Annotated in this window: 20 protein-coding genes and 7 pseudogenes; 12 read left to right on the top strand and 15 right to left on the bottom strand. The window is 65.0% G+C overall.

Annotated features, from left to right (window positions below; all coding sequences use genetic code 11):
- Position 1: 1 nt before the first annotated feature.
- From OR16_RS28655 to OR16_RS47855, 5 genes and pseudogenes are all read right to left on the bottom strand, one after another.
- Positions 2-472, bottom strand: a complete 471-nt coding sequence (locus OR16_RS28655) for an SUF system Fe-S cluster assembly regulator (RefSeq protein WP_006162014.1) — start codon at positions 470-472, stop codon at positions 2-4.
- A gap of 138 nt (positions 473-610) precedes the next feature.
- Complete coding sequence (locus OR16_RS28660) at positions 611-883, bottom strand: hypothetical protein (RefSeq protein WP_006162016.1); 273 nt, start codon at positions 881-883, stop codon at positions 611-613.
- A 145-nt stretch (positions 884-1,028) separates the two neighbouring features.
- Positions 1,029-1,496: a hypothetical protein gene (locus OR16_RS28665; RefSeq protein ID WP_043421543.1), complete on the bottom strand. Its 468-nt coding sequence runs from the start codon at positions 1,494-1,496 to the stop codon at positions 1,029-1,031.
- A 223-nt stretch (positions 1,497-1,719) separates the two neighbouring features.
- Entirely contained in the window at positions 1,720-2,022 is a 303-nt protein-coding gene (locus OR16_RS47850; protein ID WP_337459878.1) for a LysR substrate-binding domain-containing protein, read from the bottom strand.
- 307 nt (positions 2,023-2,329) lie between these two features.
- Positions 2,330-2,455 (bottom strand): annotated as a pseudogene (locus OR16_RS47855) (helix-turn-helix domain-containing protein); the annotation flags it as partial.
- Between the two features lie 97 nt (positions 2,456-2,552).
- On the opposite strand from OR16_RS47855, the gene OR16_RS28675 reads away from it, so the two are divergent.
- Together OR16_RS28675 and OR16_RS28680 are read left to right on the top strand one after the other, a co-directional pair.
- Entirely contained in the window at positions 2,553-3,950 is a 1,398-nt protein-coding gene (locus OR16_RS28675; RefSeq protein WP_006162020.1) for an MFS transporter, read from the top strand.
- A gap of 258 nt (positions 3,951-4,208) precedes the next feature.
- On the top strand, positions 4,209-4,574 hold the full coding sequence (locus OR16_RS28680; protein ID WP_006162022.1) for an ArsR/SmtB family transcription factor: 366 nt from the start codon (positions 4,209-4,211) through the stop codon (positions 4,572-4,574).
- A gap of 184 nt (positions 4,575-4,758) precedes the next feature.
- On the opposite strand, the gene OR16_RS28685 is transcribed toward OR16_RS28680, so the two are convergent.
- From OR16_RS28685 to OR16_RS43120, 8 genes and pseudogenes are all read right to left on the bottom strand, one after another.
- Positions 4,759-5,484, bottom strand: a complete 726-nt coding sequence (locus tag OR16_RS28685) for an MIP/aquaporin family protein (protein ID WP_006162024.1) — start codon at positions 5,482-5,484, stop codon at positions 4,759-4,761.
- 5 nt (positions 5,485-5,489) lie between these two features.
- Positions 5,490-5,984, bottom strand: coding sequence for an arsenate reductase ArsC (locus OR16_RS28690; protein WP_006162026.1), 495 nt, complete (start codon positions 5,982-5,984; stop codon positions 5,490-5,492).
- An 18-nt stretch (positions 5,985-6,002) separates the two neighbouring features.
- On the bottom strand, positions 6,003-6,206 hold the full coding sequence (locus OR16_RS28695) for a low molecular weight phosphatase family protein (RefSeq protein WP_006162028.1): 204 nt from the start codon (positions 6,204-6,206) through the stop codon (positions 6,003-6,005).
- A gap of 10 nt (positions 6,207-6,216) precedes the next feature.
- Positions 6,217-6,698: pseudogene (locus tag OR16_RS28700) on the bottom strand (ArsI/CadI family heavy metal resistance metalloenzyme).
- A 12-nt stretch (positions 6,699-6,710) separates the two neighbouring features.
- Entirely contained in the window at positions 6,711-7,043 is a 333-nt protein-coding gene (locus OR16_RS28705; RefSeq protein WP_006162030.1) for an ArsR/SmtB family transcription factor, read from the bottom strand.
- Between the two features lie 149 nt (positions 7,044-7,192).
- Positions 7,193-9,775, bottom strand: a complete 2,583-nt coding sequence (mgtA, locus tag OR16_RS28710; RefSeq protein ID WP_006162031.1) for a magnesium-translocating P-type ATPase — start codon at positions 9,773-9,775, stop codon at positions 7,193-7,195.
- 130 nt (positions 9,776-9,905) lie between these two features.
- Positions 9,906-10,040 carry a hypothetical protein gene (locus OR16_RS47445; protein ID WP_006162032.1) on the bottom strand — a complete coding sequence of 45 codons (135 nt, stop codon included), beginning with the start codon at positions 10,038-10,040 and terminating at the stop codon, positions 9,906-9,908.
- Between the two features lie 10 nt (positions 10,041-10,050).
- A pseudogene (locus OR16_RS43120) lies at positions 10,051-10,203 on the bottom strand (ABC transporter permease); the annotation flags it as partial.
- A 332-nt stretch (positions 10,204-10,535) separates the two neighbouring features.
- On the opposite strand from OR16_RS43120, the gene OR16_RS28715 reads away from it, so the two are divergent.
- From OR16_RS28715 to OR16_RS41965, 5 genes are all read left to right on the top strand, one after another.
- Complete coding sequence (locus OR16_RS28715; protein WP_006162036.1) at positions 10,536-10,817, top strand: DUF883 family protein; 282 nt, start codon at positions 10,536-10,538, stop codon at positions 10,815-10,817.
- A 7-nt stretch (positions 10,818-10,824) separates the two neighbouring features.
- The gene (locus tag OR16_RS28720) at positions 10,825-13,125 is read left to right on the top strand and encodes a heavy metal translocating P-type ATPase (RefSeq protein ID WP_006162037.1); all 2,301 of its coding nucleotides are present in this window, start codon (positions 10,825-10,827) and stop codon (positions 13,123-13,125) included.
- Between the two features lie 179 nt (positions 13,126-13,304).
- A complete protein-coding gene (locus tag OR16_RS28725; protein ID WP_006162039.1) occupies positions 13,305-13,508 on the top strand; it encodes a YgaP family membrane protein in 204 nt (67 codons plus the stop codon).
- A 263-nt stretch (positions 13,509-13,771) separates the two neighbouring features.
- Entirely contained in the window at positions 13,772-14,263 is a 492-nt protein-coding gene (locus OR16_RS28730; protein WP_006162041.1) for a hypothetical protein, read from the top strand.
- Between the two features lie 299 nt (positions 14,264-14,562).
- Complete coding sequence (locus OR16_RS41965) at positions 14,563-14,847, top strand: DUF1488 domain-containing protein (RefSeq protein WP_006162047.1); 285 nt, start codon at positions 14,563-14,565, stop codon at positions 14,845-14,847.
- A gap of 56 nt (positions 14,848-14,903) precedes the next feature.
- On the opposite strand, the gene OR16_RS28740 is transcribed toward OR16_RS41965, so the two are convergent.
- Positions 14,904-16,151, bottom strand: coding sequence for an MgtC/SapB family protein (locus OR16_RS28740; protein WP_006162049.1), 1,248 nt, complete (start codon positions 16,149-16,151; stop codon positions 14,904-14,906).
- Between the two features lie 640 nt (positions 16,152-16,791).
- On the opposite strand from OR16_RS28740, the gene OR16_RS28745 reads away from it, so the two are divergent.
- The gene (locus tag OR16_RS28745) at positions 16,792-18,309 is read left to right on the top strand and encodes an AAA family ATPase (protein ID WP_006162050.1); all 1,518 of its coding nucleotides are present in this window, start codon (positions 16,792-16,794) and stop codon (positions 18,307-18,309) included.
- Between the two features lie 123 nt (positions 18,310-18,432).
- Here the strand turns inward: OR16_RS28745 and OR16_RS46500 are convergent.
- A pseudogene (locus OR16_RS46500) lies at positions 18,433-18,537 on the bottom strand (universal stress protein); the annotation flags it as partial.
- Positions 18,538-18,637: 100 nt separating this feature from the next.
- On the opposite strand from OR16_RS46500, the gene OR16_RS28750 reads away from it, so the two are divergent.
- The 4 genes and pseudogenes from OR16_RS28750 to OR16_RS46505 form a co-directional block, all read left to right on the top strand.
- Entirely contained in the window at positions 18,638-19,597 is a 960-nt protein-coding gene (locus OR16_RS28750) for a zinc-dependent alcohol dehydrogenase family protein (RefSeq protein WP_043421548.1), read from the top strand.
- A gap of 144 nt (positions 19,598-19,741) precedes the next feature.
- A pseudogene (locus tag OR16_RS28755) lies at positions 19,742-20,110 on the top strand (universal stress protein); the annotation flags it as partial.
- Between the two features lie 5 nt (positions 20,111-20,115).
- Positions 20,116-21,242: pseudogene (locus tag OR16_RS28760) on the top strand (L,D-transpeptidase family protein); the annotation flags it as partial.
- A gap of 10 nt (positions 21,243-21,252) precedes the next feature.
- Positions 21,253-21,449, top strand: a pseudogene (locus OR16_RS46505) (hypothetical protein); the annotation flags it as partial.

A 21,449-nucleotide genomic window follows, 5' to 3' on the forward strand; every position in this document is an offset into this window, starting at 1 on the left:
GTCACTCGAACGCCTGCTTGCGGCCTGCCGCCTTCCAGGCGTGCAGCGTGCCCATATCCACCGGATGCAACGTCGGTTGCGTCATGTCCGCCAGCGTTACGCCATCCAGGGCATGAAAGATCGCCAGGCTGATTCGCTGCCAGTTCGCGCGGATGGAACACGTTCCTTCCTGGGCACACAGGCCGGCCGCGATGCTGCATTCCGTCATGCCGGCAGGGCCTTCCATGGCGTCAATCACCTGCGCGATCGAGATCTCCTGCGGCGGCCGCGCCAGCAGGTAACCGCCCTTCGCGCCGCGCAGCGAATGCAGCAGCTTTTGCCGCGCAAGCATCTTGAGGATCTTGCTCGCGGTGGGCATCGACACGCCGATCTCGGCCGCAACCTCGGCGGCACTGCAGATCCGGCCCGGCTCCCGCGCCATGTGCGTCATGATCACCGTGCCGTAGTCGGTCAGTTTGCTTAGTCTGAGCATCGTTACCCCAAGCTACTCCTTGCCAATTAGAACTGATACGGTCCTGTATAGTTCCAATCGAGGGTTCCGCCGCAATGCGACCTCCAATCCCTGCTTATCGAATCCGACGGCGGCACAGCCTGTGGAACCGGCATGAACCTAGTCGTAGGTTTCCCAGAAAAATCCTCGATCGAGGTCTCGCTCGAACTCGACAGGCCAGGACGTGTCGCTTCCGGCCGCGTAGTGCTGGCGGGCGCCAGTCAGAGTGGCCGCGACGGTCACCTGACGGGGAATGTGACTTACGCCTTCTTTAGCAGGGCTGTCCTCCTCAAAGTCGACCGTGAATTCCTCACGGATCCGGCCATGCTTGCGGCATGCCGACTTGAAGGCCTCCTGCTCGTCCACCGGTAGTTCTTCGAAGCGCTTTCCCATGACATCTCCCGATAGCTAATAGCTAATAGCTCGCGCGCCGCTGCTCCCTCCCCCATCAATGCATGAACTTGGCTCAGCAGCTGACCCAAACAATGCTACGCGCCGAGCGCAGGTTTGGTTCGGCTACGCGAGGCGCTCGCGATGGTCACCGCTTGACGCGCTTCGTCGAACGGGTACCAGGGGTATGTACGTTGGCATCGAGGCGGGTCAGCGCTGCCACGCGCTGCCTTGCCAGGTGCTTTGCCAGGTGCTTTACCAGCGCGCTCAACGGCCCCCCCATGGCATGCGATACCTCGTTATCGACCGTCACTGCTGAGGGGAAAGTAGCCAGGAGGCGCGCGCGTTCAGCGATCGCGACCGCGATCGCTTCACGATATCTTTCAGCAAATTTCGCAATCGATTGATTCAGGTCTAGCTGGGCAGCCGCCAGCGCGTGAAAATCTCCCGGCGCTGCGTCTCTGAGTGTTTCGTAGAACGTTGATTCCGCACGTTCATTCGCGCGAAGAAGCTCGTGCCGGGCGCGTCTGGCCGTCTGCGCAAATGCGTCCTCTGCACTGCCCGTTTCGTTAGACGGGGTCTGCGTGGCCGCTGTGTCATCAGACGAATCTGTCATACGCCCGTCCCTGTTCAATGAAGAAAGTATCGATGGTCTCCCTCTGCGCACGAACCCCCTTCTGAGGGGGTTCCTTGCATGGCGTGGCAACACGCTCCGCCAACGCTGAGAATCTGCGCCATGCACTTTGGGACGTGACACCGGGTGCGCGCCGGGGGACGACGACCAGAATTCAAGGGGTGTCCCTTTTCAGCCCTGAGCAGCCGTTTGAGAGCGTAGGAGCCTATTCCGAAACGACCCCAAATGCGCCGTGCCCGGCCACTACCTCGCCCAGAAAATCCATCACCGCGCGCACAGGGGCCGAGCGCCGCAAGTCCCTGTGCACCACCAGCCAGATGTCGCGTGAGAATGCAGCGCCCTCGTGTTCCAGCCGTACCAGGCCTGCATCGGCATCCCCCAGGAAACAAGGCAGGCCTGCCACGCCCGCCCCTGCACGGGCAGCGGCGAGATGGCTGCTGATATCGCTGAGTTCGCAGCCCACGGGCCGTGGACCCGCCAGTTCCAGCAGCCAGCGCTGCTGCGGCATGTCGGCGAACTGCGCATCGTAGGCAATGCGTCAGCGACACCGCGCGGGCCTGCGCTGACACGGAGAGCTGGATACCCGGATAAGCCGCGCGGAAATCCGCCAGCCTGCCGGCCAGCAGATGTGTGGTCAGCACCGGTGGCGCACTGAGCGACACCTTGCCGCTCACGGGCTCGTGGCTGGCACGCGTCTGCCGCTCGATAGCGAATGCGGCAGCTTCCATCGTCTTGGCTTGCTCGAAGACCGACACCCCAAGGGGCGTCAGGCGGCACGAGCGCGGCAAGCGTTCAACCAGAAGCGCTTGCAGCCCGGCTTCGAGCGCGGCCAGCCGGCGGCTTACCGTGGCGTGGTCCACCTGCAAATCGCGCGCTGCGCCGGACAACGTACCGGTGCGGGCGACTGCCAGGAAATGGCGAAGACTTTCCCAATCGAGCATCTGTGCATTTTCTCCAGGTTGGGTGGAGATTTTATGGAATTTACGCAGCTATGTCTGCAGCCTAGCATCCGGAGATCCTATCGATGGAATCCATGCCATGCCTACCACCACCAATGCGCAACGGGCCACCCTGCTGGCTGCTGCGCTCGGCTTCGTCGTCGTCCTGTTGGACGTCAGCGTCGTCAACGTCGCCCTTGATACCTTGCGGCAAGGATTCGCCACCGATGTGGCCGGGCTGCAATGGGTGATCAACGCCTACACGCTGGTATTCGCGGCGTTGCTACTGACCAGCGGGGCAATCGGAGATCGCTTGGGTGCCAGGCGGGTGTTCCTGATGGGGCTCGCGCTGTTCACTCTGACGTCGGTGGCGTGCGGCGCGGCGGGCAGCCTGGCAATGCTGGTGGTGGCCCGACTGGGCCAGGGCATTGGCGCGGCGCTGCTGGTGCCGAACTCGCTGTCGATGCTCCAGAGGGCGTTTCCCGAACGCGAACAACGCAGCCGCGCAGTCGGCTGGTGGGGTGCGATCGGCGGCATCTCGCTGGCGGCCGGGCCGGTGCTGGGCGGCCTGCTTGTGACCCACTTCGGCTGGCGCAGCATCTTCCTGATCAACCTGCCGCTAGGCCTGATTGGCCTGTACCTGACGTTGCGCCATGTCGCCGCCGATGGCGGCGGACATCACCGCGGCCTGGATTGGCCCGGGCAAGGCGCGGCCATACTCACACTGGCTGCACTCACCGCGTCGGTCACCGAAGCGGGCCGCCTCGGCTGGGGACACGCCTGGGTGCAGGCGGGGCTGTGGCTGGCCTTGGCGTCGGCGGCCGCCTTCATCCGCATCGAATCATGCAGTGCTGCGCCGATGCTGCCGCTGGCGCTATTGCGGATCCCCGCGTTCAGGGTGGCGTCGCTCGCCGGTGTGATCGTGAATTTTGCCTACTATGGCCAGATCTTTGTCTTCAGCCTGTTCTTCCAGCTTCAGCAGGGACTATCGCCACAGCAGACCGGGCTGGCGTTCCTCCCGATGACGGTGGTGCTGATGGCAGTCAACGTGCTCGCCGGCCGCCTGATCACGCGGATGGGCGCGAGGTACTTGATGGTGCTGGGATTGCTCCTGGCCGGCCTGGGCTACCTAATGCTGTTGCCGGTGCGCATCGACGGCCCCTACTGGTTGCTCGCCCCGCCAATGCTGCTGGCCGCCAGCGGCATCGCACTGATGGTACCGACCATGACCAATGTCACGCTTTCAGCCGTGGATGGCTCCCGCGCGGGCATCGCCTCCGGCGTCCTCAACTCGGCGCGACAGGTAGGCGGCATGCTCGGCGTGGCGGGGTTCGGTTATCTGGTGCACGACACTGCCCCGCAAGCCTTCATGCGCGGCATGCATCTATCGCTCTGCCTCGCGGCCGCACTGCTGCTGGGGGGAGCCGTGATGTGCTGGTTCGGCATTCGCGCGGAACGTCCAGTCGCTAGAAAGGACGGGCAGCAAAGCGCCACTTGAACCTAGCGCTCTTCGATTGGCATCTTCGCCTCCATTGTGGGACGTTCTGGCCGTGCCCGGGAGGCGGGGCGCAGACAGCCAAGTCACGACTGGCGCACCCGTCGACGTGCTTTGCGCCTTCATCGTGATGCGGGATTCCCGGCACTGCCGGGGGCACGCTCGATCACCTTGGTTTCCCTGCATCCAGGCTAGGAAGCAACCGTTCGTCTGAAAACTGACGGAGAATACGTGGAATTGCCTCTCCAAGCGCAACAACCAATGCAAAGTGCCTCCGCCGTCAAAGCCCTAGCCGCGCTCGCGCAGCAATCTCGCCTGGCGATCTTTCGCCTGCTGGTTCAAGCGGGCCTGGAAGGCGTCAACGCCGGACGGATTGGCCAGGAGTTGGGGCTGCCGCCGGCCACCCTCTCGTTTCATCTCAAGGAGCTCGTCCACGCCGGGCTGATAAGGAGCCACCAGGAAGGCAGGTTCGTCATTTACCAGGCCCAGTATGACCAGATCAACGAGCTCGTTGGTTTCCTCACTGAACACTGCTGCGAGGGCAACCCTAAGGGTTGCAACGTAACGCCGTTCGAATGCGAGCCCAAGTCGGCAGAACGAACCAGGTCGGCCGCCAAGACAACTTGAGCGACGGGGCTCTCAGTGCCATAGCCCAATCCCGACTCCTCCTGCTAGCGATCGCGTGGTAGACGCCATGGAAGAACCCTACAAACTCTACAAGTTCACGCTCCAGCGGCATGACAGGTCGACTACCTGACCGATCGCTGCCGCAAGCGCCTGAGAAGCGCAATGGCGAGGCAGAAGGAACACGTTAGAGATTTTCGCGCGCCCCTGGAGCGCGGTCCTGTTGGCCTGAGGACTCGATCACGTTCGGATGACCGGCGCTCTTCGTGCGAGGCTCGAACGCGCTGTGCAGCGCCAGTCCGACGGCAGCGCCAACCAACTCGGCGACCATGAATCCCGGCGCGCTCCCAGGCGCGATGCCGGCAAACGTATCACTGAACATCCGACCGAAGGCGGCCGCCGGATTGGCGAAGGATGTGGAAGCGGTGAACCAGTACGCGGCGCCGATGTAGCTCGCCACCATGGCGGGTGCGCGCCCATTCGGCGCCCGCAGGATGACCAAAAGCAGGCCGGCCGTCGCCACTGCTTCGGCGATCCACTGCCCGGGGCCGGTTCGCACCTTGGTGGAAAATTGCAGAATGCTCATGTCGAACATCGCGTGGGCTAGCCACGCGCCGAGCATGGCGCCAAGCAGTTGGGCCACGATGTAAGGCAGCAGGGCCGGCATGGGCAGTTCGCCCCGGACCGCCATGACCGCGCTGACGGCCGGGTTGAAGTGCGCTCCACTGATCGGACCGAATACCTCGATCAACACATAAAGGCCGCCCACAGTGGCGAGTGTGTTGGCCAGCAAGGCAATGGCGACATTGCCACCGGCCAGGCGCTCGGCCATGATTCCCGAACCAATTACAACGGCCAGCAGTAGCGCCGTGCCAAGGGCTTCCGCCCCAAGTTTGCGAGGCAGGTCTGCCATGATGCTCAGCTCTTCGAAATGGCGGTCAAAACTTCCTGCAGATCGGCCTTGCTCAGATTCTCAAGCGGCAACTGCAGCAATTGCAACATGCGGTAGCTGATGGCCTGGCGTGTCAGCTCGAAGGCCTGACGTTTACCGTCATCCCCACCGGGCGCGTTCGACGGGTCGACGTAACCCCAATGCACCTTCACCGGACTGCCTGGCCAGTATGGGCATTCCTCTGCGGCCGCGCTGTCGCACACGGTGATCACAATGTGCATCTCAGGCGCACATTCGCCGACAAACTCGTCCCAGCTCTTGCTGCGATAGCCGCTGACATCAACGCCGGCATTGGTCAGCGCCTCGAGGGCGAACGGGTTCAGGCGGCCACTTGGCGCACTGCCCGCACTATAGGCACGGACATTCTTGCCCAACTTTCTTGCCCAATGGTTGAGCATGCCTTCGCTCAGTACGCTTCGCGCAGAGTTGTGGGTGCAGAGGATTAGAACGTTGGTTGTCATAAGTGCTACTCGCAATGGTCAGCTTTGCCCGATATGTCCGATATGTCCGTAGCGCCGCAGGGTCGCCAGCGCACGGGGATAAACAATACCCGTCGGGTGGCTGCCAGCCGAGTAGGCCTGGAAGCGCCCCTTTCCCTGATGGTTCATCAGCCCTTCGGAGAGGATGGGCCTCGCCGAATTCCCGGTGCAGATGAAGAGCACGTTATAGGCTTTTTCGCTCATTTTGGCCTCTTCAGCAGCACGACGAGTTCGCCTTCACGGCGATGCCAATCGGCTTGCCCTGCGGGGCGCGCGGCGCGCAGCATGCCGAGTCCGCATGAGCAGATTCCGCAGGCCGGCTTTCACCGAACACCGGCACGTTCCCGAGCGTGTGGAAATGCTCCCAGGCGATGCCTTGGGGATCCGTGACCCAGTGCTTCTCGCTACGTGCGTAGCAGCAGGTGGTCTGCCCTTCATCAAGCAGCGCCATATCGGCGGCTTCCGCGCGGTCTTTCAGCGCCACGAGCTCTTCCGCGTTGTCGGTCTGGAACCCCAGGTGATCTACACCGGGTTCCCCCCACGCGTGGAGATGGCGAAGTTCACTCGCGGATCTTCCAGCATCCACTTTGCGTAGTCGCTCTCGACCCGCGTGGGCTCGGCCGCGAACAGCTTCGAGTAGAAGGCAATGCTCTTGCCAAGGTCCTGGACGTTAAGGTGGACGTGAAAGCGCTTCATTGGAGTTCCCCTTTAACACGCACAAACGGTGGTGGCGGTAGCGGCATTTTCGAAACAGGCTTCCCCCTGGCAGCAGTTAGCTGTCAGGAAGCCCAGCAAGTCACGCATGTGCTCAAACGCGGCGCGATAGATCAGGTGCCGGCCTTCACGTTCCTGCGTGATCAGGCGGGCATTCATCAGTTCCTTCAGGTGGAAAGACAACGTCGCACCGGGCACCCCAACCTGCTCGGTGATCGCACCGGGCGTCAACCCGGTGGGCCCGGCCACCACCAGCAGGCGGAAAACCTGAAGGCGCAGACCATGGGCCAGCGCAGCGAGAGAGCGGATCACATCGTTTTCTTCCATATTTCCATAATATTGGAAGTATGGATAAGGCGCAAGCACCCCGAGGTCGGGCAAGGCACTGTGATCGGGCTTGCGCCCAGAATAAGCCGTTGACGAAGCCAATCCTTGAGCCATGTCAAGGGTTGCGCCACGCAGCCCTGGATCGCGCTTCAGTCGATCGATAAGCGCCGAATCAGCCATCCGCGCAGCGCATAGGTCAGACAGCAATAACCGAGGATGATCGGCGGCAGGAACAGCCAGAACGTGCCCGGCGCAGACACCAGTCCCAGCGGCGCTGCCAGCGGCGAGTACGGCAGCCAGATGCCAATCAGGCAAATCGCCAACGTGGTGGCAATCAGCGCGGTACTGCCACGGCTTTGCACAAAGGGAATGTTCCGCGTGCGAATCACGTGGACGATCAGGGTCTGCGACAGCAGCGACTCCAGGAACCAGCCGGTCTGGAACAGGTGCTGCTGCGCAGGCGTACTGGCGCCCAGCCCCCAGTAGAGCGTCGCGAAGGTGATGTAGTCGAACAGCGAGCTGATCGGGCCAATGCACAGGATATAGCGGCCGAGCTTGCCGATCTCCCAGCGGCGCGGGCGGCTGACGGCATCGTCGTCCACGTTGTCGGTAGGCAGTGCAGTCTGCGAAAAATCGTAAAGCAGGTTGTTGGTCAGTACCTGGATCGGTGCCATCGGCAGGAACGGCAGCCAGGCACTGGCGCCGAGCACGCTGAACATATTGCCGAAGTTGGAGCTCGCCCCCATGCGCAGGTACTTGAGCAGGTTGGCAAAGACTTTGCGGCCTTCGATCACGCCGTCATGCAGCACCAGCAGGCTCTTTTCCAGCAGGATGATGCTGGCGGACTCCTTGGCGATGTCGGCGCCGCTGTCCACCGAGATGCCCACGTCGGCCGCCTTTAGCGCAGGGCCGTCGTTGATGCCGTCTCCCAGTACACCCACCACCCGTCCGCGTGCCCGCAGGGCCTTGACAATGGCGGCCTTGTGCGCCGGTGCCAGCTTGGCGAAGAGCTGCGTGCGCTCGGCGAGTTCTCCCAGCGCTTGCGGCGAGAGCCCGTCGAGTTCCGCGCCGAGTACGGCCCGATCCACGTCAAGGCCGACTTCCCTGCATATCTTGCGCGCGATCACAGGGCTGTCGCCAGTCAGCACCTTGACCTCGATGCCGCTGTCGCGCAGCGCCGCCAGCGCCGGTGCCGCGCTATCCTTGGGCGGGTCGATAAACGCAATATAGCCAAGCAGGATCAGCGCGGATTCGTCCGCCACCGAGTACGGATGCGTATCCGGCGCCGGCGGCAAAGGCTTGTAGGCGATAGCGATCACCCTGAAGCCATCTTCGTTGAGTGCATTGCAGACCGTCATGAGCGAGTGACGATGCGAGTCGTCAAGCGCCAGGGTCTGCCCCCCGAGCTCGGCGCTGGCGCATGCGGCATAGACTTCCTCCACCGCACCCTTGCAGACCAGGAGCCTGCCCTGCGGCCCGTCCACCACAACCGACATGCGGCGCCGCTCGAAATCGAATGGCACTTCGTCGATCTTGCGGTAGCCACCCTCCTGTCGCAGCGTTTCGCCCACCTCGTCATGCAGGAGTACCGCCTTGTCCAGCAGATTATGCAGCCCGGACTGGTGATAGCTGTTCAGGTAGGCGAATTCCAGCACGCGCACCGTCTCCTGTCCCGCCAGGTCCACATGCTTCTTCAGGATGATGCGATCCTGAGTCAGGGTGCCGGTCTTGTCGGTGCAAAGTACATCCATGGCACCCAGGTTCTGGATGGCACTGAGGCGTTTCACGATCACTTTGCGGCGCGACATGGCAAGCGCGCCCTTTGCCAGGTTCACCGTCACCAGCATAGGCAGCATCTCGGGGGTCAGCCCCACGGCGACTGCCACCGCGAACAGCAGCGCCTCCAGCCAGTCGCCCTTGGTCAGCCCGTTGATCACGAACACCAGCGGCGCAAGGATCACGATCAGGCCGATCATGAGGCGCGCGAAACGCTGCAGGCCCTGCTCGAACACGGTGCCGGACGTCTCTTCCTCAAGCGAGCGGGCGATGCTGCCGAACATGGCGCGCGGCCCGGTCAGCACCACAACTACGGTCGCGCTGCCGCTGATCACCGCCGTGCCCATCAGCACGATGTTCTCCAGCGTGCCGGGCTCGTCGCCGCTGGCGCTCTCGAGCGCGAACTTCTCCACTGGCAGTGATTCTCCTGTGAGAGCCGATTGGTTGACGAACAGGTCCTTGGAGGCCAGCAGCCGGGCATCGGCGGGAACCAGGTCACCTGCCGACAAGTGAACGATATCGCCTGGCACCAGTGCGCCGATCGGCAGTTCGCTGATGAGGGGCAATGCCCCCGGCTCGGGCCGGCGCTGCGTGGCGGTGGTGGTATGCACCATCGCGCGCAGCGCCGCAGCGGCGCGGCCGGAGCGGCGCTCCTGCACAGTGGCCAGCCCAACGCTGAGCATCACCATCACCAAGATCACGGTCGCGGCATCGTAGTCGTGAATGGCGGCAGATACCGTCGCCAGGGTCAGCAACAGCACATTGAGCGGATTGAGCAAACGGCGCAGCAAGTCGAAGAGGGCCGGGCGCTGGCGTTCGTGGTCCACCAGGTTGGGGCCATATCCTTGCAGGCGCCGCGTGGCCTCGGCGTCGGTCAGGCCTTCCGGGCTGGCGTTCAGTTGCCCGAGCAGGACCGCGAGTGGCGTGCTGGCAGCCCGGAGTATTGCTTCCGGCATGCCGCTGGACGCTGCCGGCTTCTGCCTGGCGGGGCCCTGACCCGCGGGGCTTCAGCCGCTTCCCGCGGTATGGTGCGCGGACGGCGCAGCCAGCCCACCGTCTTGCCCAGGTACTGGATTGCTCGATCGATCATGATAGCTGCCTTGCCTGTGCTTGCCCTGCATTGGCGTCCCAGCCCGCACCCAGCGCCAGGGCCAAGGCCACGGTGTCCTGCAGCCGCTGGGTCCTGGCCTGCAGGTAGCCGATGTCGGCCTGCTTATACATTGACGCCGGAGTCGATGCCGACCACCGTCGCCGGCTGGTAGGTGCCGCTCTTCAGGCGCACCAGCGCGCCGCCAGAGTACGACGGCAGGGCGAACTTGACGCCTTCCATGCTGCGCACTGCATCAAGCATGCAGTCTGGCATGCCGATGGTGTTGGCCACGGTATTGGAATGCCGGGCACCATATTTTTGCTTCTTTATCCGCGTGCTGCATTGGACTTCACCGCGGTTCGGTCCCGGCGGTATCTGGGAGAGACATCGGGCACAGGCCAAGCCGCGCCCGCCATTCAGGCGTGCAGCGGTCTCTGCACGCTGGCGGAACACTCCGATGCCGTGTGCTCAGTCTAGTGTCGGGTGCGCGGCACCCATTGATGCAGATCAACTGGCGCGCCCGAGCCCTGCCTATAGTTGGAGATGCCATTCCGCTATTCCTCACGGCGGATCCGCCACGCTTCATCCCACCGCATTCACTTCATTGAACCAGCCAGGAGAACACCGTGAACGACCTCAGATCCGCCCTGTCCGCGCACCGTGCCACGCTACAGCACGATATCAACGTCCTGTTGTCGGATGTGCAGGCCTTGCTGCGTGACACCGCCGCCTTGACCGGCGAGCAAGCCGGTCAAGCCCGTGAACAGTTCAAGGCACGGCTGGAGGCGCTGCAACTGCGGCTGCGCGAGTTGCAGGCGCAGGGCCGCGAGCAAGTACGGGATTGGGCGGATTCCGGCGAAGAGTATGTGCAGGCGCTTTTCGCCATCGTGCTCACCCGCCGCGATTGAACTTGACATGGCACTCCAGGAGCCTCGCTACCACCGCTGGCTCAATACTGGGCTCTTGGCGATCTCCGCAGGCACACTCGCCGCGGGATCGCTGCTGTATGGGTTCGGGTCGGTTGCGCTCGCCCGCAGCGTGTGGCTGATCGGCGTCCTGCCGGTGTTGATCACCCTGAGCGCCAGCACCGTCTCGGCGGCATGGCACCGCAAAGCTGGAGTCGATGTCCTTGCGCTGCTGGCCATCGGCTTCGCATGGTGGCTTGGCGAGCACTTTGCCGCGGCCGTGATCAGCCTGATGCTGGCCAGCGGGTGCGCCCTGGAGAGCTATGCGCAAGCGCGCGCCGCCAGGGAGATGAGCGCGCTGCTGCGCCATGCCCCGCGCGAGGCCAGTCGTTACGAAAACGGCGAATGGCGCCCGGTGCCGGTGGACCTCATCCGTGCTGGCGACCGCCTGCTGGTGCGCACCGGCGAAGTCGTGCCTGCTGACGGGACCCTGATCCTGGCCGCTGACCTGGATGAATCCACCCTGACCGGCGAGGCCATGCCGCAGCGGCGCGCGCCGGGCGAGCCGCTGCGCAGCGGCGTGGTCAATGCCGGCGCGCCGTTCGAGATGCTCGCCGGCGCCACCGCGGCGCAGAGTACCTATGCAGGCATTGTCCACCTTGTGACGCAAGCGCAGCAAAGCCGCAGCCCGTCATCGCGCCTGGCCGACCGCTACGCCCTACTGCTGGTGCCGCTGGCGCTGGCGCTGGCCGGCGCCGCTTGGCTCATCACTGGCGATGCGCGCCGCGCGCTCGCAGTGCTGGTGGTCGCCACCCCTTGCCCGCTGATTCTCGCGGTACCGGTGGCCATCGTCTGCGGCATGTCGCGCAGTGCCAGCCGGGGCATCTTGGTCAAGAGCGGCGCCGCGCTGGAGCGGTTGGCGCAGGGCCGCGTGCTGTTCTTCGACAAAACGGGAACCCTGACCACAGGCCAGGCCCGCGTCTCGGCGATCGAGGCAGCGCCGGGCCACACGCCCAGCGATGTGCTTCGCCTGGCGGCCTCGCTGGCGCAGGCATCCGTGCACGTGAGTTCCCGCGCGCTGGTGGCCACGGCACGCGAGCGCGGCCTGGCGCTGGCATTACCGGCCAAGGTCAGTGAGGAGCCAGGCGCCGGCCTGAGCGGCATTGTCGACGGGCACACTGTCGCCATGGGTTCCCTGGCGCACGTAGCGAGGACAACGGCGCCCAAGCCGTGGAGCACGGCATTGCTGCGGCGCTTGGGCCACGAGGGTGCGTCGGCCGTCTTCCTTGGCGTCGACGGCGCCATGTGCGGCGTGCTGCAGCTCGCGGACCAGATCCGGCTCGACACACCCCGCGCGCTCAGGCTGCTCAGGCAAGCGGGCATCCGGCGCATGGTGATGCTCACCGGCGATCGCGACGACGTGGCGCAGATGACCGGCGCGATGCTGGGCGTGACGGAGGTGCACGCCCAGCAGACGCCCGCGCAAAAGCTCGCGGCCATCCGCGAGGCGCAGCGGCACGACATCGTCATCATGGTTGGCGACGGCGTCAACGACGCGCCCGCGCTGGCTGCCGCCGACGTCGGCGTCGCGATGGGCGCGGCGGGCGCCGCAGCGCCAGCGCAGGCAGCGGACGTGGTACTGCTGGTCGACCGCCTGGACCGCCTGGCCGAGGCCATCCAGATCGCCCGGCGCGCACGCCGCATCGCCGTGCAAAGCGTCGTGGCGGGCATGGCGCTCTCCCTGGCCGCGATGATCGTGGCCGCGGCCGGCTACCTGCCGCCGCTGGCGGGCGCGATACTGCAGGAGTTGATCGACGTCGCGGTAATCCTGAATGCACTACGGGCACGCAAACCGGGGCCAGGCTGGCGACCCGCGCAGATCACGCCTGCCGAGGCTACGAAACTGAAGACCGAACACAGCGAACTGGGGCAGGTGCTGGGCCAAGTGAGATTGATGGCGGATCGTGTAGCCAGCCTCCCTGGAGGCGTCGCCGCAGTGGAACTCGCACAACTCAATCAGGCATTGCGCCGGCAATTGCTCGCGCACGAGCTCCACGACGACGCCGACCTGTATCCGGAGCTGGCGCAACGGCTCGGCGGCGAGGATCCGCTTGCCGCGCTGAGCGGCGGGCATCGCGAAATATTCCACCTGGCGGGCATGCTGGAGCGCATCGCCGCCGACCGGGCCGAGGACGGGCTTGACCTGGAGAGCGCGCAGGAGGCCCAGCGCCTGTTGTATGAGCTCAATGCGATCCTGCGCCTGCATTTCGCGCAGGAGGACGAGTTGTATCACGCGCTGGGCGACGCCTGACAGAGGGCGCCAGGCCGCACGGCACGGCGTGCACTCCAGCGCTAATGCACGTCAGGGTTGCCGTAGATCAAAGCCACCGACAGCCATCTGGTTATATTGGGATCGTGCAGGCGCCAGATTGCAAAACGACCCCGGCGACGCTGCGGTTGTATTTGACGGGCTATCGAAAGGAGAACGCAATGCAAACCAATATTGGTACGATTGACCGCACTCTCAGGATCGTCGTCGGCCTGGCCTTAGTCGGCCTTGCCGTCACCGGGACGATCGGCGTGTGGGGATGGATCGGCGTGATTCCGATCCTGACAGGGCTCGTCCGCATCTGCCCCCTCTACAGCCTGCTCGGCGTCAGGACCTGCCCGGCCTCGGGCGGAAAGCCCGGCTGATCCGGCCGACGCCTGCGGCAACACCAGGTGCCGCTGCCATTCCCGATGGCGGCACGCCATGGGCGGCCAAAGCTCGATGCGGATCCATGAGCGCGGCCGCCACGCTTCAGAAGCATCTCGCGGACGAGTGGCCTGACATGCATGCCCTGCACTCGTCCTTTCCAGCAATGCCAAACCTGGGCCCTTCCCGCGTGAGAGTCCGCATGGCATGGCAGCAGCACAGGGTATGCGCGCCCAATCACGGAGCATCACGGAGAGACACCATGACAGACCAGACCGACGTCCCACTCGCGTTCTTCGGCGCCAATTGCGAAGCAGGCCTGCGTGTGCTGACCCTGCTGCAAGAGAGCCGCCAGCGCTTCCTTGAAATCCAGCTGGAAGCCATCCGCAGGGACATCAAGACCACGCACGAAGTGGGTGTGGAGCTTGCCAATGCGGGCGACTTCGCCGCGCTCGCCGCGCTGCCAGTCACCTTCCTGCGCAACGAAGCCGAGCATTGCACGCACTTGATGCAAGCGTGGGTGAGTCTGGCCATCCACAACCAGACAGCCGTTGTCGAACAGATGCGCGAGATCGGCGAGTCCTGGCAGCGATGCCAGGCGATGAGCTTGCGGCAGGCGGGGGATACCGCTTCGATGGTCGCGCCGGTGCAGGACATATTCGAGCAGTTCAGACAGGCCATGGCGTGGAATCCTGCGTTGAACGGCACCGGTACCGCGGCCAGTCCGCAAAGGGCGCCCGTCCATGCCGGCTGAGCACGCCGCCGAGGCGTCGGTAACGAGGCGCTATGGGCGTCGCTGACGCACGGGCTGCGCGGCGTATCCCCGCACCATGAACTCGGCCGATCTTCGCAGTTGGCACAGAGCATGACCATGTATGAACGACGGCTTGACGTTGATCAGGAAACCGTGCAGTTAGACTTGAAGCCAAAACCGTACTGCCTAGACTGCAAGTAGTCGACATCGCAATCGCGGCTTCGACGTTTTCGTGCCTTTCCTTGCTTTTCCCCTGCTTTTCCCTGCGCTACACCTTTCTCGCCCCTGGGGTCGATGCCATGACCATCACACAGATCATCTTTCCCAAAGCAAGCCCCTCATATTGCCCCGCCGATCTGTCTCTCGAATGCCCTGTCAGCGTGAACGGCGCACCGGCCAGCTACGCGATCACGGCCGAAGCACTGGAAGACCACTTTGGCGCGCGCTCGCACAGGGCTGAAGACCTGATCCTGGCCTTTGAAGGTCACCGCAAAGATATCGAAGGTGTAGCCCGGCAGTTGTTCGAAATGACCGCTGCCCACAATATTGTGCTGCACAGCGGTCATTTCCGCTTCGCGGTCTAGCGCGCCAAGCGCCAAGGCATAGGCGGACTGCTGCTGCTTGGCACGGGCCTCTGGCATCAGCTCCAGGGGATAAGCATCAAGGCAGTGCACCAGGTCGCGGCGGCGGCCAGCACCAGCCCGCTGCCCACGCGCCACGCGAAGGTGCGCCCGCCTGCCGCGGCCACCACGATCTTGGTCATGGTGTTGGAGGAGAATGCCGCCAGCACTGGCCAGACCGCGGCCTCGGGGGACAGGCGCCCGGCCGCCACTTGCGCCGCGACCGATACCGTCGCGGCGTGCGCGTCGGCAAATCCGCCGGCCACCGCAACGCCAAGCAGTAGCCCGGACCCGGCCCATGCCCGCGCGGCGGCGTTAGCGAGCAACAGCAGCGCCATCAGCAACACGAAGCCCGCCGCCACCCGCCAGTCCATGGACCGGCCGGCCGGTTGGGTGCCGTTGTGCACGGCCGGTTCGCGGGCCGAGCGCCACAGCCAGACGCCCGCGTAGAGCAGCATGGTGGCCAGCCCAGCGGTAAGGGGCAGTGCCAATTCCCGAAATGCAGCCGCACTGGTGGCGGCAAGCAGCAGCAGCATCTGCACGAAGGTGGCCACGCTGGAGAGCGAGGCAGACGCTACCGCCGCCTTGTGCGCGCCAGGCGCCTTGCGCACCATCGCCGCCATCGAACCGATCGTCGCCACGCTAGAAATAAAGCCGCCGAACAATCCGGTCAGCGGCAGGCCGGCCTGCTCTCCGAACAGGCGCGAGGCGATATGCCCGGCCATCCCCAACAACATGACCAGCACCGCCACCAGCCAGAGCGTGCGCGGGTTCCAAGCATCGAGCGGCCCCATGTACCGGTCTGGCAGCAGGGGCCAGACCACCAGCGCGGCGGCTGCGAGCATCAGGGCATCGCTCACCTCCTGCCGGGTCAGTTCATTGCGCACCAGACGGTGCAGGGTGGCCTTGCCGTGCAGCAGGATTACCAGGACCGTTGCGATACCGGCGGCAAGCGCAGGCTGCGAGACGGCGAGCGCGCCGAGCAGCACCGCGCACAGCAGCGCAATCTCTGTGGTCAGCCCCGGGTCGCTGGCTGCTGTGTGGCGGTATCCCATGGCGGCCAGGGCGGCCACCGCCAGCAAGACCGCCGGCAGCAATCCGGCGTTCGGCAGGAACGCGCCCAGCGCGCCGCACACGCTGGCAATGGCAAACGTGCGCAGGCCGGCGGAGGCCTCGGCGCCGTCCGGCACTTGGCTGCGCTCCCGCTCCAGCCCGAAGCCCAAGCCGATCGCCAAGGCGACGCAAAAGACGACTACCGTTTGATACATGCCGGTGTTCCCAAGGCAACGAACAAGAGACCAGAGCGCGGGTGCGATGCCAACGCACTGCCTCTCAAGCCCGGGTCATGCGCACCCGGCATGCTTGATGCGCCGTAAAACGCCGAGATCCCGTGGCGCCAACCGGCCTTCAACGTCGTGGACTCCCGCGCGCGCAAAGGTGGATCATTTCAATGATGCGATGACATCGGGCAAGCGGCTTGCGCCAGGTCAACTGCCGCGATCCGGAATGTGTCGTCCCCAGCCGCATTACGGGCAACCCCGGGCCCAGCAGGTACGGTAGCGTCCGCCCTGGGCTTGGGCGGCCGGAACCAATCCGGTCCCGACGCGCAGCCGGCGCAAAACATGGCGGCAAGGCAAGCCGCTAGACCACGCAAACGCGCGGAGCCGCCACCCGGGCCTTTGTCGGAAATCATCATCCTCATCGCCTCTCTCCCATCGCCGGCGCATGGACCGTCGGCAAGAAGTGCCCGCGGCGTTGCACGCCGAACCCTCGTTCCGCTTCAAGCTTAAATATAGGCAGTGCGGCTACCGGTCGACTTGATCCGTGTCAATCCAAATTCCGGCCGCGCGCATAGCATGGGCATATGGCCTTCCCGATCCGGGAGGCAGGCACCTGGGAGAACCCGGCATGGAACCGGCGGTACTCACGCAAGCGTTGATGCGCCCCACGGCCTACCCACATCCCGTGGGCAAAGTCAGCCTCATCGAGACGCACATTTCGCAGGTATTCCTTGCCGGCGCCTTCGCCTACAAGGTGCGCAAGCCGGTCCATCTCGACTTCATCGACCTCTGCACGCTAGCTGCGCGCAAAGCGGATTGCGAAGCCGAACTGGAATTGAATTGCCGGATGGCTCCGACGCTCTACCTCGGCCTGATACCGATCGTGGCGGGCCCCGCCCCGCGGGATGTCCGGGTGGGAGGCACCGGCGCAGCGCTCGAGTATGCGGTGAAGATGCACCGCTTCCGCCAGCGAGACCTGTTCTGCGCCATGGCAGAGTCGAATCGATTGACCGCATCGCATATCGAGACGCTGGCCCACCGGCTTGCCGCGATCCACCTGGCGGCGCCCGTAGCCAGTGCCAACGGCGGGCACGGCACGCCGGAGCAGATCGCGGCAGTGGCAGAACAGGTCATCGCGAGGGTCGCCGCGCTCGCATCTGCCACCGATGCAGCTACGCACCTGGCGGCATTACTGCACGAGCGGGCCGCTTCGCTGCGCCCCGCCTTCGAGAAACGGCTGGCGAGCGGCCATGTCAGGGAGTGCCATGGCGATTTGCATCTTGGCAATATCGCCCTGATCGACGGTGTGCCAACCCCTTTTGACTGCCTTGAATTCGATGCTGGCCTGCGCTGGATCGACACGATCAGCGATATCGCCTTTCTCTTCATGGACCTGCTGCATGCCGGCAGGCAAGATCTGGCCTATCGCCTGATCAATACCTACCTGGAGTGCAGCGGCGACTATGCCGGCCTGGCTGTATTGCCGTTCTACACGGCCCTGCGCGCCGTGGTGCGCGCCCGTGTGCTGCTTGAGCGGGAGCACCAGCGCAACGTGGCGGGCACGAGCACTGCCGCGGAAATGGCGACGATACAGATGCGCTGCGTCGATTTACTTGCGTTGGCCAGCGTCACCCTGACGAGGCCTCCGGGCGCGATCACTCTCATGCATGGTCTCTCGGGCAGCGGCAAGAGCACCGTTGCCCAGCAGCTCGCGCTAGGCGCAGCCATGGTCCGCGTGCGCGCGGACGTTGAGCGCAAACGTCTTCCACGTAGCCACCTCGCTGCACAAGGCGATCTTTACACGGCTGAACACACCGCCCGCGTCTATGGGCGGCTACTGGCAATCTGCCGGCTTGGCAGTGCCGCCGGCTTCCCCATGATCGCCGATGCGACCTTCCTTGCACGCAAGCAGCGGCTGCGGTTTGCGTCGCTGGCCGCGCGCCGGGGCGTGCCGTTCTCCATCGTCGACTGCAATGCCGGCCTGGCTACCCTGCGCGAACGCATCGCCGCGCGCACGCGCCATGGCGGAGACCCATCCGACGCGGACCTTCAGGTGCTGGAGTGGCAGCGGCGCGTACAGGAGCCGTTGGGCAGCGATGAATGGCGCCATGTAGTGCGAATCGGCGACGCCGAATCAACGGGCTGACGCAGGTCAAGCTGTACCGTCGATGCGAAACCGAGCTCGAATGACTCCGGCTGCGCGCGTCACGGCTGGTCCGGACGAGATAAGACCTGAGGCCGACTAGCACATTGACCTGCCCGCATCCGCGTGCAAGGCACGCGCGGCCTCGCGTCCGCCGTTCCATGCCACCATGGCACGTGCGCCGGGGACTGCGAATTGACCGGCAAATGGAATGACAAGGACCGGCCTACCTTTCCGGGGGCGGCGCCTGGCGCATGCCATTGATGCGGCTCATGCGGCGAGCGCCGGCGTGGCCTAGCATGAATGCTGGGCACAAGGCACCGGGCCGGCCCTGCGCCTGGCGCGCGTCCCCGTGCCGGTTCCCGGCCCAGGCGAAGTGCGTATCGCCGTGAACACCTGCGGCGTCTGCCGCACCGACCTGCACATTGTCGACGGCGATCTTACGCACCCGAAAACGGCGCTGATTCCCGGACACGAAGTCATCGGCAGGATCGAGTCCTGCGGCGCCGGTGTGACGGACCTTGCCCCGGGCGACCGGGTCGGCGTGCCGTGGCTCGGGCGGACCTGTGGCCACTGTGGCTATTGCACGGCACATCGCGAAAACCTGTGCGATGCGCCGCAGTTCACCGGCTATACGCGCGACGGCGGCTACGCCGAATACGTCGTGGCCGACAGCCGCTATTGCTTCCCCATCCCGGCGCACTACGATGACGAGCATGCGGCGCCATTGCTGTGCGCGGGCCTGATTGGGTACCGCACGCTGTGCATGGCAGGAGACGCCCGTGACGTCCGGTCTATCGGCATCTACGGCTTTGGCGCGGCAGCCCACCTGGTGACGCAGATTGCCGTCGCCCGGCAACAGGACATCTTCGCCTTCACACGGCCCGGCGACGCCGACGCCTCCCAGTTCGCACTTGACACTGGGGCCTGCTGGGCGGGCCCGAGCGACCAACCAGCGCCGCGGCCTCTCGACGCCGCCCTGATCTTCGCCCCGGTTGGCACGCTGGTGCCGCTGGCGCTGCAAGCCGTCGCCAAGGGCGGCACGGTGGTTTGCAGCGGCATCCACATGAGCGATATTCCGGCCTTCCCCTATCGCCTGCTATGGGAGGAGCGATCGATCGTGTCGGTGGCCAACCTCACGCGCAACGACGGACTGGAACTGATGCGAATCGCCCGAGCCACGCCGCTGCGCATAACCACGACGGTCTACCCGCTGGAGCAGGCCAATATCGCGCTAGCCGACCTGCGCGCGGGCCGCCTGGCCGGCGCGGCGGTACTGCGCATCGCCTAGCCTGCCTGGCAACGGTGCGCGCGCAGTGCCTGATGCAGGTGTTTGATACAGGTCAATACGCCATCTGGCTCGCCCCCTAAGCTGCAAATGACGGAGGCGCCCATGCACGCGCACCTTGCCATATCCAGCCAGGAGGCACGAACCATGTATCAGCGAATACTGCTCGCAGTGGACGGCAGTCACTCTTCCGATCTCGCCCTATGCCAGGCCATCACCGTAGCCAAGGCCACCGGCAGCGAGGTCGAGGTGCTCTTCGTCGCGGACGACAGCGATGTCTTCTTCTCCGTCGCCAGCTACGATGCCAACAAGCTTATGGAGAGCATCCTGGCCGTGGGACGCGATGCGCTGGCTGCCGCTGCCAAGCGCCTGTCGGAAGCGGGTATCCCGCATACGACAAAGATTCTCGAGAAGCCCGTCGCCCCCGGGCAGATTTCCACCACCATCGTGGAAGAAGCCGATCGCTGGAGTGCGGATCTCATCGTGATTGGCACGCACGGCCGCCGCGGCTTCCGGCGGACCTGCCCAAGGCCGTCCAGCAGGCGGCACCGTCGTTCCCGCTATATGGCACCCTGCGCGAGGCGCTCGCCCGCTACCGAGCGCTGGCAGGTGATCCGGCCTGGCAGGCACCGCTGCCGCCGCTGCCGGGCAAGAAGCTGGCGAGCGGCCAAGCCTACGCCGGCGTACCGGTGCTGACGCGGCGGCTGATTGCGATGGGCGACCTGCCTACGGGCACACCCGCCCCGGAACGCTACGAGGGCGCGCTGATGGAGGGTGTCAAGGCTTTCCAGGCCCGCCACGGGCTGGAGGCCGATGGCGCTATCGGCGCCGGCACGCTAGCGCAACTGAATGTCTCGCCCGCCAGCCGCGTACGGCAAATCGAACTGACGCTGGAGCGCCTTCGCTGGACACCCCTGCTGGAAGGCCCGCGCATGATCGTGGTCAACGTGCCGGAGTTCGTCCTGCGCGCCTATGAAGTCCACGACAGCAACGTCCAGGTCAAGGTGGAGATGAAGGTCATCGTCGGCAAGGCGCTCGACACGCGAACACCGCTCTTCAAGGAGCACATGCGTTTCATCGAGTTCAGCCCGTATTGGAACGTGCCACCCTCTATTGCGCGTGCGGAAACCTTGCCCAGGCTGCGGCGCGACGCCGGCTATTTCGAGCGGCAGGGCTTCGAGTTCGTTGGTGCCGACGGCAAGGCGGTGACCACGCTGTCGGCGGCCAGCCTGGATGCCGTCCAGCGCGGGCAGATGCGCATCCGGCAGCGCCCGGGGCCGATGAATGCGCTTGGGGACATCAAGTTTGTTTTCCCCAACAACGACAACATCTACCTGCATCACACGCCCGCGCCCAAGCTGTTCACGCGGGACCGGCGCGACCTGAGCCATGGCTCGACACACCCGGCTGGACCGAAGCGCGCATTCGCGAGGCCATGGACAAAGGGCAATCCAGCACGTTGCGGTTGCAGCAGCCACTGCCGGTGGTGCTTGCGTACGGCACGGCCATCGTCAAGGCCGACGGTCGCACCTTTTTCTTCTCCGATATCTACGGACTCGACCGCCTCCTGGACGACGCGCTGCGGCAACGGTCCGCGAACCTGCGGACTTCCTCCTGGAGCGCCGAGCGCGCAAGATTGAGCCAATAAGCAAAAGGGAGTGTCCGATGACCAGACCACCCAGCGACCCCCGCCGACTGTTCCTGCGTCGCACCGGCGAACTCGCCTTGGCCGGCGTGCTACTGCCGCTACCGGCCCACCCGCGCTTGCGGCCCTGGCAACGTTGCCGGGCGCCCGCAGCCTCGCCTTCGACCATACCCACACCGGCGAGCGCATTGACATCGTCTACGCTATGGG

This window comes from Cupriavidus basilensis OR16 (genome assembly GCF_000243095.1).
Taxonomy (GTDB): Bacteria; Pseudomonadota; Gammaproteobacteria; order Burkholderiales; family Burkholderiaceae; genus Cupriavidus; species Cupriavidus basilensis_D.

What these genes read in the sequence shown, in the direction of transcription:
- OR16_RS28660 (WP_006162016.1), bottom strand. Translation starts at nt 883, where the DNA reads ATGGGAAAGCGCTTCGAAGAACTACCGGTGGACGAGCAGGAGGCCTTC.
- OR16_RS28680 (WP_006162022.1), top strand. Translation starts at nt 4,209, where the DNA reads ATGCAAAGTGCCTCCGCCGTCAAAGCCCTAGCCGCGCTCGCGCAGCAA.
- OR16_RS28675 (WP_006162020.1), top strand. Translation starts at nt 2,553, where the DNA reads ATGCCTACCACCACCAATGCGCAACGGGCCACCCTGCTGGCTGCTGCG.
- OR16_RS28705 (WP_006162030.1), bottom strand. Translation starts at nt 7,043, where the DNA reads ATGGAAGAAAACGATGTGATCCGCTCTCTCGCTGCGCTGGCCCATGGT.
- mgtA (WP_006162031.1), bottom strand. Translation starts at nt 9,775, where the DNA reads ATGCCGGAAGCAATACTCCGGGCTGCCAGCACGCCACTCGCGGTCCTG.
- OR16_RS28730 (WP_006162041.1), top strand. Translation starts at nt 13,772, where the DNA reads ATGACAGACCAGACCGACGTCCCACTCGCGTTCTTCGGCGCCAATTGC.
- OR16_RS28690 (WP_006162026.1), bottom strand. Translation starts at nt 5,984, where the DNA reads ATGACAACCAACGTTCTAATCCTCTGCACCCACAACTCTGCGCGAAGC.
- OR16_RS28685 (WP_006162024.1), bottom strand. Translation starts at nt 5,484, where the DNA reads ATGGCAGACCTGCCTCGCAAACTTGGGGCGGAAGCCCTTGGCACGGCG.
- OR16_RS47445 (WP_006162032.1), bottom strand. Translation starts at nt 10,040, where the DNA reads ATGTATAAGCAGGCCGACATCGGCTACCTGCAGGCCAGGACCCAGCGG.
- OR16_RS47850 (WP_337459878.1), bottom strand. Translation starts at nt 2,022, where the DNA reads ATGCCGCAGCAGCGCTGGCTGCTGGAACTGGCGGGTCCACGGCCCGTG.
- OR16_RS28695 (WP_006162028.1), bottom strand. Translation starts at nt 6,206, where the DNA reads ATGAGCGAAAAAGCCTATAACGTGCTCTTCATCTGCACCGGGAATTCG.
- OR16_RS28655 (WP_006162014.1), bottom strand. Translation starts at nt 472, where the DNA reads ATGCTCAGACTAAGCAAACTGACCGACTACGGCACGGTGATCATGACG.
- OR16_RS28745 (WP_006162050.1), top strand. Translation starts at nt 16,792, where the DNA reads ATGGAACCGGCGGTACTCACGCAAGCGTTGATGCGCCCCACGGCCTAC.
- OR16_RS28720 (WP_006162037.1), top strand. Translation starts at nt 10,825, where the DNA reads ATGGCACTCCAGGAGCCTCGCTACCACCGCTGGCTCAATACTGGGCTC.
- OR16_RS28740 (WP_006162049.1), bottom strand. Translation starts at nt 16,151, where the DNA reads ATGTATCAAACGGTAGTCGTCTTTTGCGTCGCCTTGGCGATCGGCTTG.
- OR16_RS28665 (WP_043421543.1), bottom strand. Translation starts at nt 1,496, where the DNA reads ATGACAGATTCGTCTGATGACACAGCGGCCACGCAGACCCCGTCTAAC.
- OR16_RS28725 (WP_006162039.1), top strand. Translation starts at nt 13,305, where the DNA reads ATGCAAACCAATATTGGTACGATTGACCGCACTCTCAGGATCGTCGTC.
- OR16_RS41965 (WP_006162047.1), top strand. Translation starts at nt 14,563, where the DNA reads ATGACCATCACACAGATCATCTTTCCCAAAGCAAGCCCCTCATATTGC.